Source organism: Psychrobacillus glaciei, from assembly GCF_008973485.1.
GTDB lineage: Bacteria > Bacillota > Bacilli > Bacillales_A > Planococcaceae > Psychrobacillus > Psychrobacillus glaciei.
On sequence record NZ_CP031223.1, the window covers coordinates 4114781 to 4127731 of the forward strand.

General features: G+C 38.8%; 19 protein-coding genes. 2 read left to right on the forward strand and 17 right to left on the reverse strand.

Going from position 1 to position 12951, the window contains the following annotated elements; all coding sequences use genetic code 11:
• Positions 1-205: 205 nt before the first annotated feature.
• Both PB01_RS19485 and PB01_RS19490 read left to right on the forward strand, forming a co-directional pair.
• Positions 206-451 (forward strand): hypothetical protein, encoded by a 246-nt coding sequence (locus tag PB01_RS19485; protein WP_151701705.1) that lies wholly within the window; start codon positions 206-208, stop codon positions 449-451.
• Entirely contained in the window at positions 403-1893 is a 1491-nt protein-coding gene (locus tag PB01_RS19490) for an amino acid permease (protein WP_151701706.1), read from the forward strand. The genes PB01_RS19485 and PB01_RS19490 overlap by 49 nt, the downstream gene beginning before the upstream one ends.
• Before the next feature lie 109 nt (positions 1894-2002).
• Here the strand turns inward: PB01_RS19490 and rpsI are convergent, their stop codons facing one another.
• The 17 genes from rpsI to rpsE form a co-directional block, all read right to left on the reverse strand.
• Entirely contained in the window at positions 2003-2395 is a 393-nt protein-coding gene (gene rpsI / locus PB01_RS19495; protein ID WP_151701707.1) for a 30S ribosomal protein S9, read from the reverse strand.
• A gap of 22 nt (positions 2396-2417) precedes the next feature.
• Positions 2418-2855 carry a 50S ribosomal protein L13 gene (gene rplM, locus PB01_RS19500; protein WP_151701708.1) on the reverse strand — a complete coding sequence of 146 codons (438 nt, stop codon included), beginning with the start codon at positions 2853-2855 and terminating at the stop codon, positions 2418-2420.
• Positions 2856-3023: 168 nt separating this feature from the next.
• On the reverse strand, positions 3024-3773 hold the full coding sequence (gene truA / locus PB01_RS19505; RefSeq protein WP_151701709.1) for a tRNA pseudouridine(38-40) synthase TruA: 750 nt from the start codon (positions 3771-3773) through the stop codon (positions 3024-3026).
• A gap of 14 nt (positions 3774-3787) precedes the next feature.
• A complete protein-coding gene (locus tag PB01_RS19510) occupies positions 3788-4585 on the reverse strand; it encodes an energy-coupling factor transporter transmembrane component T family protein (RefSeq protein WP_151701710.1) in 798 nt (265 codons plus the stop codon).
• Positions 4585-5454, reverse strand: coding sequence for an energy-coupling factor ABC transporter ATP-binding protein (locus PB01_RS19515; protein WP_151701711.1), 870 nt, complete (start codon positions 5452-5454; stop codon positions 4585-4587). The genes PB01_RS19510 and PB01_RS19515 overlap by 1 nt, the downstream gene beginning before the upstream one ends.
• Positions 5430-6278: an energy-coupling factor ABC transporter ATP-binding protein gene (locus PB01_RS19520; protein ID WP_151701712.1), complete on the reverse strand. Its 849-nt coding sequence runs from the start codon at positions 6276-6278 to the stop codon at positions 5430-5432. Before PB01_RS19520 ends, PB01_RS19515 begins: the two co-directional genes overlap by 25 nt.
• A 342-nt stretch (positions 6279-6620) precedes the next feature.
• A complete protein-coding gene (gene rplQ / locus PB01_RS19525) occupies positions 6621-7001 on the reverse strand; it encodes a 50S ribosomal protein L17 (RefSeq protein ID WP_151701713.1) in 381 nt (126 codons plus the stop codon).
• A 53-nt stretch (positions 7002-7054) separates the two neighbouring features.
• Positions 7055-7999, reverse strand: coding sequence for a DNA-directed RNA polymerase subunit alpha (locus PB01_RS19530; protein ID WP_151701714.1), 945 nt, complete (start codon positions 7997-7999; stop codon positions 7055-7057).
• A 135-nt stretch (positions 8000-8134) separates the two neighbouring features.
• Positions 8135-8524, reverse strand: a complete 390-nt coding sequence (rpsK, locus tag PB01_RS19535; RefSeq protein WP_151701715.1) for a 30S ribosomal protein S11 — start codon at positions 8522-8524, stop codon at positions 8135-8137.
• A 25-nt stretch (positions 8525-8549) separates the two neighbouring features.
• On the reverse strand, positions 8550-8915 hold the full coding sequence (gene rpsM, locus PB01_RS19540) for a 30S ribosomal protein S13 (protein ID WP_151701716.1): 366 nt from the start codon (positions 8913-8915) through the stop codon (positions 8550-8552).
• Between the two features lie 23 nt (positions 8916-8938).
• The gene (rpmJ, locus tag PB01_RS19545) at positions 8939-9052 is read right to left on the reverse strand and encodes a 50S ribosomal protein L36 (protein WP_003247619.1); all 114 of its coding nucleotides are present in this window, start codon (positions 9050-9052) and stop codon (positions 8939-8941) included.
• Between the two features lie 37 nt (positions 9053-9089).
• Positions 9090-9308 (reverse strand): translation initiation factor IF-1, encoded by a 219-nt coding sequence (gene infA, locus PB01_RS19550; protein WP_016429904.1) that lies wholly within the window; start codon positions 9306-9308, stop codon positions 9090-9092.
• Positions 9309-9758: 450 nt separating this feature from the next.
• Positions 9759-10412, reverse strand: coding sequence for an adenylate kinase (locus tag PB01_RS19555; RefSeq protein WP_151701717.1), 654 nt, complete (start codon positions 10410-10412; stop codon positions 9759-9761).
• Between the two features lie 66 nt (positions 10413-10478).
• Positions 10479-11771, reverse strand: coding sequence for a preprotein translocase subunit SecY (gene secY / locus PB01_RS19560; RefSeq protein WP_151701718.1), 1293 nt, complete (start codon positions 11769-11771; stop codon positions 10479-10481).
• Positions 11771-12211 (reverse strand): 50S ribosomal protein L15, encoded by a 441-nt coding sequence (gene rplO / locus PB01_RS19565; RefSeq protein ID WP_151701719.1) that lies wholly within the window; start codon positions 12209-12211, stop codon positions 11771-11773. Before rplO ends, secY begins: the two co-directional genes overlap by 1 nt.
• A gap of 32 nt (positions 12212-12243) precedes the next feature.
• Complete coding sequence (rpmD, locus tag PB01_RS19570) at positions 12244-12426, reverse strand: 50S ribosomal protein L30 (RefSeq protein ID WP_151701720.1); 183 nt, start codon at positions 12424-12426, stop codon at positions 12244-12246.
• Between the two features lie 14 nt (positions 12427-12440).
• The gene (gene rpsE, locus PB01_RS19575; RefSeq protein WP_151701721.1) at positions 12441-12941 is read right to left on the reverse strand and encodes a 30S ribosomal protein S5; all 501 of its coding nucleotides are present in this window, start codon (positions 12939-12941) and stop codon (positions 12441-12443) included.
• Positions 12942-12951 lie beyond the last annotated feature (10 nt).

A 12951-nucleotide genomic window follows, 5' to 3' on the forward strand; every position in this document is an offset into this window, starting at 1 on the left:
CAGAGTTATTACAGGTGCCTGGCACCTGTAATAACTCTGTAATATATGATATAGGTAAAAATGTTCTATTAATTGCATAATATCATCAAATTGATAACAGAAGAATTACTAAGTAGAAGATAAACGAGAAATAATAATCAGAATATTAACTTTTAATAGTAATAATTTAGCAAAATGATTGACTTTATCTTTTCAAGAAACTAACATGTTAATTGCAGAAATTTTAAATGATCACATTTTAATAGAATTGTACCTGTTCAATGGAGTTGTTGATAGAGATTCACCGGGAAAAGCAACGGCTATAATCCTCTTAACGTTTGAAATTTTTTTAATTTTTGCAGAAGTAATTGTAACCGAAAAAGAAAGCGCTTCATTTACACAAAGGGAAAGGATCGATGACGGATGGTACCAAAAAAAGACAATAACCTCTCACAACACGCCCCTCAACTAGAAGAGCAAACATTAAAACGGGGCTTGAAAGCTCGTCATTTAGCGATGATCTCTATTGGAGGGTCTATTGGTACAGGACTGTTTCTCAGCAGTGGTGCAGCGATTCACACAGCTGGCCCAGGTGGTGCTTTACTAGCGTTCGCTTTGGTTGGCGCAATGGTATACTTTGTAATGACTAGTTTAGGAGAAATGGCAGCTTTTATGCCAACAAGTGGTTCATTTAGTACGTATGGAACGAAATTTGTGGATCCAGCATTCGGTTTCGCCCTTGGATGGACCTACTGGTTTAACTGGGCAATGACTATTGCTGCAGAGTTATCCGCTTCCACGATGATTATGAAATTCTGGTTTCCAAACAGTTCATCATGGGTATGGAGTGCGTCATTCTTAATACTTATTTTCCTTTTGAATTATTTATCCGTTAAAGGGTATGGAGAAGGCGAGTATTGGCTTTCTTTAATTAAAGTTAGTGCGATTGTCATTTTCATCGTTGTTGGAGTACTTATGATTTTCGGCATCATGGGAGGAGAAGCAGTAGGCTTTAAAAACTTTACAGTCGATGATGCTCCTTTTTCAGGTGGCCTATTAGGTGTTTTTATTGTATTTATCGCAGCAGGATTCTCTTTCCAGGGTACAGAAATTGTAGGGGTAGCTGCTGGTGAAAGTGAAGATCCAGCCAAAAATATACCCATCGCTATTAAAAGTGTTTTCTGGAGAATTCTTTTATTTTATATATTCGCGATTTTTGTGATAGCGCTTCTAGTTCCTTATACTGATCCAAGTTTACAAAGTGAAAATGTCATGGTTAGCCCATTCACCCTTATATTCGAAAAGGCTGGGATTGCCTTTGCAGCATCCCTTATGAACGCGGTTATTTTAACGGCTGTATTATCAGCTGGAAACTCTAGTCTATATGCATCTACTCGAATGTTATATTCCATGGCGAGAGAAGGTCAAGCACCTCAAATTTTTGCAAAACTTAATAAACGTGGTATTCCTGTTGCTGGTATGGTTTTAACATGTGCAGTCGGTACACTTGCCTTTTTAGCATCATTCTTCGGCGATGGTAAAGTATATATCTGGTTAATGAATGCTATCGGTATTACAGGATTTATCTTTTGGCTAGGTATTTCTATTAGTCACTATCGCTTTCGAAAAGCATTTATGGCTCAAGGTCATTCATTGGATTTACTTCCGTATAAAGCCAAGTGGTTTCCAATTGGGACAATTTTTGCGATTGCTTGTGGGTTAATCGTTATTTTGGCACAGAATTTCCAGGCTTTCCTTGCAGATGAAGTTGATTGGGGTAGCGTGATAGCAGCATATTTAGGTGTCCCACTTTTCCTTTGTTTGTGGTTTGGATATAAAATTGCGAAGAAAACGAAATTAGTTAAACCAGAAGACGTAGAATTTGAATTTGATTATGAAAAAAAAATTAAATAAACTATCGATAGATCGGACAACATCCTATGCATGTTGTCCGTTTTTTTGTACTTGTTTAGTCAAAAAAAGCCCCCAACCAAATTGGTTGAGAGCCTTTGAAAATTTGAAATTAACGTTTTGAGAACTGAGGTGCACGACGAGCGCCTTTAAGTCCTGGTTTTTTACGTTCTTTCATACGTGGGTCACGTGTTAAGAATCCTGCAGATTTCAATGCTGGACGGAAATCAGGATCTACTGTAAGTAGCGCACGTGCAATACCATGACGGATTGCTCCTGCTTGACCTGTGAATCCACCACCATTAACGTTTACGTGTACATCATAGCTACCTAGAGTTTGAGTAGTTACTAATGGTTGTTTAATAATTTCACGTAAAGTTTCGAATGGTACGTAATCTTCTACGTCACGTTTGTTGATAACAATTTTGCCTTCGCCCGGTACTAAACGTACGCGTGCTACTGAACTTTTACGGCGACCAGTGCCGATATATTGAACTTGTGCCAAGTGTATGTCCTCCTCTTAATAATTATCCGCGAAGCTCGTATGCTTCTGGTTTTTGTGCTGCATGTGGATGTTCTGCTCCAACATAAACGTTAAGTTTTGTGAACATTTGACGTCCTAAAGAGTTTTTAGGAAGCATCCCTTTAACTGCTAATTCAAGCATTTTAGTTGGGTATTTAGTACGCATTTCTAAAGCTGTACGTTGTTTAAGTCCACCTGAGAATTGAGTGTGACGATAGTAAATCTTGTCATTTAACTTGTTCCCAGTTAAATGAATTTTTTCAGCGTTGATGATGATCACATGATCACCTGTGTCAACGTTTGGTGTAAATGTTGGTTTGTTTTTACCACGTAAAATAGCTGCAACTTCAGAAGCAAGACGACCAAGAGTTTGGCCTTCAGCGTCTACTACTAACCATTTACGTTCTACTTCGTGACCTTTAGCCATGAATGTTGTACGCATGTATTTTGTCCTCCTAATTCAATCATAATCGATCTAAAATTTTCTATATCCTCATACCAATAAGTTTCGGGGCTTATATTGTGGGGTTAATGAAAATGCCATACATCATCATACCCCGGATATGTCATTTAGTCAAGCATTTTACGAAAAACACCTGGAAAGGTTGCTTCACGGTTTATACTCTACCTTTTCTAAGTATAAACCGTGTGCTGGAGCGGTTTTCCCAGCCTTCGAACGATCACAAGATTCTAGAATTCCGCGCAACTCGCCCACACTTTTTTGCCCAATTGCAATTTCCCATAAAGTTCCTGCGATAATTCGCACCATATTATATAAAAAGCCATTTCCGTTAATAACCATATGCACCTGGTTCGACTCTTTTTTCATTTCAAATTTAATCGAATGCACGGTTCGTACGAAATCTTTCACACTCGTATTTGAGGCACAAAAACTGGAGAAATCGTGTGTTCCTAGTAAATATAGCGATGCTTCTTTCATTAATTCTACATTTGGCTTGTACCGATCAACATGGACGGAATAATTCCGCTCAAATGGGCTATGCACTTCATTTAAAGACCAAATGTATCGATATGTTTTCCCTGTAGCATCGTAGCGCGCATGAAAATCATTACGAATTTGCTCTACCGATGATATACGTATATCTCCTGGAAGCTGTACATTTAAAGCTGTTCTCCAGTTATCCATTGGTATTGTAAGTGGACTATCAAAATGGATAACTTGTCCCGTTGCATGGACACCTGCATCCGTTCTTCCACTACCTATTACCTTCACTATATCGCCTTTGTGCATGATGCATAAAACACGTTCCAATTCCTGTTGTACAGTTCGTTTTTCTGGCTGAACTTGATAACCCGAAAAACCACTTCCATCATAACTGATGATTGCTTTTAATCTCATTACCGCACCTCGTTTTATTGCCTAAAGTATACAAGTATTCCTGCGAACACAACGAGAGAAAACATTATTATGGTATCCCTTGTTGCCCATTCTAACTTGCGATACCTTGTTCTACCTTCTCCACCTTTGTATCCTCTAACTTCCATCGCTGTAGCCAAGTCCTCTGCACGCTTAAAGGCACTCACAAACAAAGGAATGAGAAGTGGAACAATGGCACGCATTCTTTCTTTCATATTGCCTGTTGTCATATCAGACCCTCTTGCCATTTGTGCTTTCATAATTTTATCCGTTTCATCCATTAAAGTCGGGATGAATCTTAAAGAGATAGACATCATTAGCGCTAATTCATGCACAGGGAGCTTCCATTTCTTCAAAGGGCCTAATAGTGTCTCCAAGGCATCCGTAATTGAAATAGGGGTCGTAGTGAGTGTTAGAATAGACGTTAAAATAACAAGTACGAAAAATCGGATGGCAATAAATATCCCCTGTCTCAATCCCTCTTGATAAATCGTTATAAACTTCCAATGAAAAATAATGTCGCCCTCACGCGTAAATATTAAATGTAACAAAAAAGTAAAAATGATTAATATAACAACTGGCTTCAATCCGTTTATTAAAAAGTATAGTCTAATTTTGGACATACGAATTATTAAAAAAGTAAATACGAGTAAAATACCATATGTAATCCAGTTATTTGCAATAAAAACGATAGCAATAAATAAAAATACAAAAATCATTTTAGCTCGTGCATCTAGTCGATGAATAAATGAATCACCAGGAATATATCGACCAAATATCATTTTTTCAAGCATTACACTTCACGCTCCTTCTTAATAAGTTGCGCAAGTTCTTCTGCTAATGACTCCTCAGTTAGACAAATAGTTGGAAAGCTTTTCCCAATCATTTGCTCCATCTTTTTTTGAAATTTAACACTTTGTGGTACCTCTAATCGATAATCCGTTAGACGCTCTTCATTTCTAAAAACCGCTTGAGGTGTATCTTCTAAGACACATTTACCATTATGCATAATAGCAATACGATCGGCGTATCTCGCAGCATCTTCCATACTATGTGTTACTAAAACGGTTGTTAAACTCTTCTCTTTATGAAGTTTATAAAACAAATCCATTATTTCTTTTCGTCCTCTTGGGTCAAGACCAGCAGTGGGCTCATCTAACACTAACACTTCAGGATTCATCGCGAGCACTCCTGCTATAGCTACTCGTCTCATTTGTCCTCCTGATAAGTCAAAGGGTGACTTTTCCATTACTTCGTCAGGAAGGCCAAGGAGTTTTACTAATTCAATCGCACGATGTTTGGCCTCTTCTTCAGATACTCCAAAGTTCATAGGACCAAACATAATATCTTTCAAAACGGTTTCATCAAACAATTGATGCTCTGGAAACTGAAAAACAATTCCTACCTTTTGCCTTACTTTTCTTAGTTGCTTATTTTTCTTGTCGGCTTTTATTTCTACATCTCCAATTTGAATTGAACCTTCCGAAGGTTTTAATAAAGCATTTAAATGTTGTAAAATGGTCGATTTACCTGAACCGGTGTGCCCAATAATCGCTTGATAGCTACCTGATGGGATATGTAAATCGACATCATATAAAGCCCGTTTTTCAAATGGAGTATTTTTAGCATAAGCATAACTTACTTGTTGAAGTGTGATGTCCATAAATCATTCACCAACTCTTCTTCTGACATATGATCCGCTACTAGTGATATTCCTTGTAAACGCAATAAACGGGATATATTCATCGCAAAAGGCAAATCTAAACCTAAGTCTACTAATTCTTGCCCTTTTTGAAATATCTCTTCCGGCGTACCTTCCGCATACTTTTCCCCATGATTCATCATAATTATTCGATCAGCTAGCAACGCTTCTTCTAAATCATGTGTTATTGAAATAACCGTCAAATCCGTCTCCTCTTTAAGCTGACGAACAGTTGCAAGTACCTCTTCTCTTCCTTGGGGATCTAACATAGAAGTGGCTTCATCAAGTAATAAAATCTTCGGTTGTAACGCTATGGCTCCAGCAATTGCCACACGCTGTTTTTGCCCACCCGATAAATGATGAGGCTCGCTATTCATAAACTCGCTCATCTTCACTTTTACTAATGAAGCTTCTACTCGTTCCACCATTTCCTCAAAGGGGATTCCGTTATTTTCCAAGGCAAATGCTACATCATCTTGAACTGTGGCTCCTACAAACTGATTGTCCGGGTTTTGAAACACCATTCCCATCTTAGAACGAGTTTCCCACAGATTATGTTCATTCAACTTTTCCCCAAAAATACGTACACTTCCCGTCTGAGGAAATAGAAGACCATTCATTAAACGCGCAAGTGTCGACTTACCTGATCCATTGTGCCCGACAATCGCAACCCATTCACCTGCTTGAATAGAATAGCTAACGTTATTCACCGCTGGACGCACATTTTTGTCTTCTATTGCATATGTAAAAGTTACATCTTGTAAAGTAATAATTTTGGTGCTCATCCTTTACCTCCTCTAGCTCTTCTCTGCTTGGCTAAGCTCATGCTATTATTTTACGATAAAATAAAAAAGCGCGCACCTCATTTTGAGAAATGCGCTCTTCTATAACGATTTCAAGACTGGCTGCTCAAGACCAATCATGAAAATGAGGTGCGTAGAGCTAGACGAGTCGCTACTACTAAAAGTACGCTCATCATAACACTCAGCTTTTATATTGTCGTATAAATCTAATTAAATATGTTAGAAAAAAGAAGAGGGTGGTAGAAACACCAATGACCCTCTTCAACTTTAAATGTAAATCAAATTCATTTTGGCGTATTGCATGTAAACGCCTGTTGAATTGAATTAAACTAACTCAATTACTACAACTGGTGCTCCGTCTCCACGACGAGGTCCAACTTTCATAATACGAGTATAACCGCCTTGACGTTCTGCATAGCGTGGTGCTACATCATCAAACAATTTTTGTAATGCAAAGATTGTTGATTCATTACCTTCTTCATCAGTAGATGTAACTACTTCACGACGAATGTAAGCAGCTGCTTGACGACGTGCGTGTAGATCTCCACGTTTGCCTAAAGTGATCATTTTTTCAACAACAGAACGTAATTCTTTGGCACGTGCTTCAGTAGTTTGAATACGCTCATGAATGATTAGGTCAGTTGTTAAGTCACGTAACATCGCTTTACGTTGAGAACTTGTACGTCCAAGTTTTCTGTAACCCATAGATGTTTCCCTCCTTTGGTGAATAGTTCAAATCTAGCTATATCAAAATTTGCTTAGTCTTCTTTTCGTAATCCTAAGCCAAGCTCATCTAACTTTGCTCTAACTTCTTCTAGTGATTTACGTCCAAGGTTTCTTACTTTCATCATATCGTCTTCTGATTTGCTTGCAAGCTCAAGTACTGTATTAATACCAGCGCGTTTTAAGCAATTATAAGAACGAACAGAAAGATCAAGTTCTTCGATAGTCATCTCTAATACTTTTTCTTTTTGGTCTTCTTCTTTTTCGACCATGATTTCAGCAGTTTGTGCCTCGTCTGTCATCCCTACAAAAATATTCAAGTGCTCCATTAGAATTTTCGCTCCAAGCGAAATCGCCTCTTTCGGACCGGTGCTGCCATCTGTCCACACATCAAGAGTTAATTTATCGTAGTTAGCTGACTGGCCAACACGAGTATTTTCCACTTGAAAATTAACGCGTGAAACTGGAGTATAAATAGAGTCGATCGGGATTACGCCGATAGGAAGATCCTCACGTTTGTTTTGAACAGCAGGAGTGTAGCCACGGCCCCGACCTGCGTACATACGCATACGGAAATGACCATTTTTGCCGATTGTAGCAATATAGAGTTCTGGATTTAAAATCTCAACGTCACTGTCATGTGTAATGTCAGCAGCTGTAACCGTTCCCTCGCCTTTTACATCAATCTCAATGACTTTTTCTTCATCAGAGTAGATTTTTAAAGCTAGCTTCTTCACATTCATAATAATAGATGCAACATCTTCCACAACGCCTTCAATAGTTGAAAACTCATGTAAAACGCCATCGATTTGAATAGAAGTAATTGCAGCTCCTGGTAAAGAAGACAGAAGGATACGACGTAAAGAATTACCCAAAGTATTTCCATAGCCACGTTCTAGCGGTTCTACAACAAACTTACCAAACTTGGTATTTTCGCTGATTTCTACACTTTCAATCTTTGGTTTTTCAATTTCGATCATTCCAATTTACCCTCCCTCAAAACATCGAATGTATAGGTTCTTTCCATCATGAATTCGATCGTTTAACTGATTGCTGTCTACACAACCTCAGTCTGTACAATAAATGATGTTCTCAAACAATTGAGTTTCACCTATTTATACGCGACGACGTTTTGGTGGACGGCAACCATTATGTGGTACTGGCGTTACATCTTTAATAGCTGTAACATCTAGACCTGCAGCTTGAAGTGCGCGGATAGCCGCTTCACGACCTGCACCAGGACCTTTAACTGTTACTTCTAATGTTTTTATGCCATGTTCCATGGAAGTTTTTGCAGCTGCTTCAGCAGCCATTTGTGCAGCGAATGGAGTAGATTTACGAGAACCTCTGAATCCAAGAGCTCCAGCACTTGACCAAGAAAGTGCATTACCTTGCATGTCCGTGATAGTCACAATTGTGTTATTAAATGTTGAGCGGATGTGAGCAATACCGGATTCGATATTCTTTTTCACACGACGCTTACGTGTTTGTTGTTTACGTGCCATGTTAAGAAGAAACCTCCTTTACCGATTATTTTTTCTTGTTCGCAACTGTTTTACGAGGACCTTTACGAGTACGAGCATTATTTTTCGTATTTTGTCCACGAACTGGTAAGCCGCGACGGTGACGGATACCTCGGAATGAACCGATTTCCATCAAACGTTTAATGTTAAGTGATACTTCACGACGAAGGTCACCTTCTACTTTGTATACACCGATTTGTTCACGAATTTTGTTTAACTCGTCTTCAGTAAGATCGCGAACGCGAGTTTCTTCAGAAATACCAGCTTCCGCCAATACTTTTTGTGCAGTAGTTTTACCAATTCCGAAAATGTATGTTAATGAAATAACAACGCGTTTATCGCGTGGAATGTCAACACCAGCAATACGTGCCATATGTGTCGTGCACCTCCTTCTAATTAGCCTTGTCTTTGTTTGTGTTTAGGATTTTCACAGATTACCATAACTTTACCGCGTCGGCGAATAACCTTACATTTTTCGCAGATCGGTTTCACAGATGGTCTCACTTTCATCTAACCTAACCTCCTTAGTAGTCCGGAGTGCAAAAGATTATTTAAAACGGTACGTAATACGACCGCGTGTTAAATCGTAAGGAGATAGTTCAATTGTGACTTTATCTCCAGGTAAAATGCGTATAAAATGCATACGAATTTTACCCGATACATGGGCAAGTATTGTATGACCGTTTTCTAATTCTACCTTAAACATCGCGTTTGGCAAAGTCTCAACAACTGTTCCTTCGACTTCAATTACATCATCTTTCGCCATCAACCCTGTCTCCCTTCTATATACAAATCAGGTTCTCATCAAAATTCAAACGTAATTTGCTGTTAGTATAGCCTCAAATCGAACGAAACTATCCGTTTCAAGCATATGTTTGGAAATCATGAGAGATGTTCGAAAGACACTCGTATGGTTTCGCTTTTAGCAATCCACGGAGTAGACTGACTGGTAGAAACCTGTCTCCCTCATGTCAACATATTCTTACGAAAGTGTTGGATGAGTTCCATAGTACCCGTTCGTTACATAGATGCTTCCACGAAACCCATTATACCCCTTCAGAATATGAAATGCACGTGGACTAGGGGGTCCGCGCTTTGATACATCCCTTTTCTTCCGTTTGTATACCGGGCGCAATATGCTTTTGCAGCTCTCGAAAAAAACATTTTCGTTCTTTGCATACTGCCCGGCAATTAGTCATCTGTGACAGGCACCGGGCTAGATGCGGTTGCCCTGTAACAGAGCATCAAGACCAGCAAAAACTTTTGAAATTTCTTGCTGTCCATCTATATTTGTTAAAACACCTTTGTTCTCATAAAAATCAAGCAAAGGTTGAGTTTGCTTCATATTTACTTCCAGACGGTTAATCACCGTTTCGGGATTATCATCCGCTCTTTGATAAAGTTCTCCACCATCTTTATCACATACCCCAGCTATAGCGGGCGGGTTAAAGACTAAATGATAAGCAGTCCCACATTCTTTACAAATACGGCGACCAGTTAGACGTTTAATCAATTCATCTTGTACTACTTGAATGTTAAGCACATGCTCAATTGATTTTCCTAAATCCAAAAGTAAAGCATCTAGTGCTTCTGCTTGAGGAACTGTACGTGGAAAACCGTCAAGTAAGAATCCTTTTTCACAATCTGGTTTACTTAATCTTTCACGGACAATACCGATCGTTACTTCATCAGGTACTAATGCACCTTGATCCATAAACGACTTTGCTTTTAAACCAAGTTCCGTGCCATCCTTTATTGCTGCGCGAAACATATCGCCTGTAGAAATATGAGGGATTGCGTACTTCTCAACAATTTTGTCTGCTTGAGTACCTTTACCGGCACCTGGCAGACCCATTAAAACGATATTCATACGAAAATGCCCCCTCAGGACTATTTTGTAGATTTTTAGGAACTATATTGTTCCTAAAAACCGACATTATTTCATAAAGCCTTTATAATGACGCTTAACTAATTGTGATTCTAGCTGTTTCATCGTTTCGAGTGCAACACCCACAACGATAAGTAAGCTTGTTCCGCCAATTTGTGCCGATTGTGGAAGACCCGCAAATTTGACAAACAATAATGGCATAATCGCTATAAGCGCTAGGAAAATTGAACCAACAAATGTTAAACGATATAATACGCTAGTCAAATAATTTTGTGTGTTAATTCCTGGACGAATCCCTGGAATATACGCACCTTGCTTTTTCAAATTGTCTGCCACGTTCTCCGGATTCACTTGAATGAATGCATAGAAGTAAGTAAACGCAATGATTAGAGCAATATAAAATGTCATACCAATTGGTTGTGTATAATTTAGTGCATTCGTAATAAAATCAGTTACCTTATTTTGACCAAAAAATAAAACAATAGATTGTGGTGCCATAAGGAACGCGGATGCAAAGATTACCGGGATTACTCCCGCAGCATTTACTTTTAAAGGCAAGTGTGTTTGTTGAGCACCAGTTTGAGCAGTACCCGCAACACGTTTCGCATATTGAATAGGTATTTTACGCAACGCTTGTTGAACGTAAATTACACCAACAGTTACAGCAATAATAGCAGCTAAAAGTAAAACTAACACAATAATATTGATAAACAATGCATCCCCAGCGTCTTGAATCTGTGAAGCGTACATTTGGTTTACTGCATTTGGAATAGCGGCAGCAATGCCGGCGAAGATAATAATAGAAATACCATTACCAACACCTTTTGACGTAATCTGCTCACCTAACCACATTAAAAATGCGGTTCCAGCAGTTAACACAACAGCGATCACAAAATAAGTCATAACGCCTTCGTTTTTTATCAAAGACCCACTAAACATACGGTTAAACCCATATGACATTGCGATTGCTTGAATAAAAGCTAAGATAATTGTGAAGTAACGAGTGAACTGTGCAAGTTTCCGTCTTCCGACTTCTCCTTGTTTTGACCACTCTGTAAACTTAGGTACAACATCCATTTGTAACAACTGGACGATAATAGATGCAGTGATGTAAGGCATAATCCCCATTGCTAAAATGGAGAATTTCTTTAATGCCCCACCACCAAATGTATTTAAAAATCCAATCACACCTAAGTGATCTGCTTGTTTTAATACACTTGCATCGACATTCGGAACTGGTATGAATGTACCAATACGAAAGACAATTAACATCAATAAAGTAAAAATGATTTTATTTCGAATATCTCGCACACGCATAAAGTTAGAGATTGTCTGAAACATTAAACCACCTCAGTTTGTCCGCCAGCGTTCTCAATAGCCTCTTTAGCTGACGCAGAGAATTTATGAGCTTTTACAGTTAACTTCTTGTCAAGAGTTCCATTACCTAGAATCTTAATACCAGACTTTTCACTACTCACAACACCTGTTTCGATTAATAGAGCAGGTGTTACTTCTGTGCCTTCTTCGAAACGATTTAATGTGTCAAGGTTTACAATTGCAAACTCTTTACGGTTAATGTTCGTAAATCCGCGTTTAGGTAAACGACGGAATAATGGGTTTTGTCCGCCTTCAAATCCTGGACGAACCCCACCGCCCGAACGAGCGTTTTGACCTTTATGACCTTTACCTGATGTTTTACCTGTACCAGAACCAATACCGCGTCCTATACGTTTGCGTGAAGAACGAGATCCTTCTGTAGGTTTTAACTCATGTAGTTTCATATGGTGGCACCTCCTTATTCTTAAATTAAACTTTAAATTTCTTTCAAAGTTACTAAGTGAGCTACTTTGCCAACCATCCCACGGATCGCAGCATTGTCTTGATGCTCAACTGATTGATGTAATTTACGTAATCCAAGAGCTTCTGCAGTTTTACGTTGATTTGGTTTAGTACCAATCAAGCTTTTAATAAGGGTAATTTCTAATTTAGTTGCCATTGTAATTTCCCCCCTTATCCTAACAGTTCTTTTACTGATTTACCACGTAATTTAGCAACGTCCTCAGCACGTTTTAGTTGAGTTAAACCTTTAACTGTAGCACGAACCATGTTAATTGGTGTGTTAGATCCAAGTGATTTCGATAAGATATCAGTGATACCAGCTAATTCTAGTACCGCACGCACCGGTCCACCAGCAATAACGCCTGTACCAGGTGCTGCAGGTTTAACTAGAATAGAACCAGCGCCGAAGCGTCCAATAATTTGGTGAGGAGTAGTTCCGCCAACTCTTGGTACTTCGATCAAGTTTTTCTTCGCATCTTCAACAGCTTTACGGATTGCATCTGGAACCTCTTGTGCTTTACCAGTACCAAATCCTACATGTCCGTTTTTGTCACCGACAACTACTAATGCAGTAAAACGGAAACGACGTCCACCTTTTACAACTTTAGCAACACGGTTAATCGTAACTACGCGTTCTTCAAGTTCAAATTTGTTTGGGTCAATACCACGCATGAAATATGTC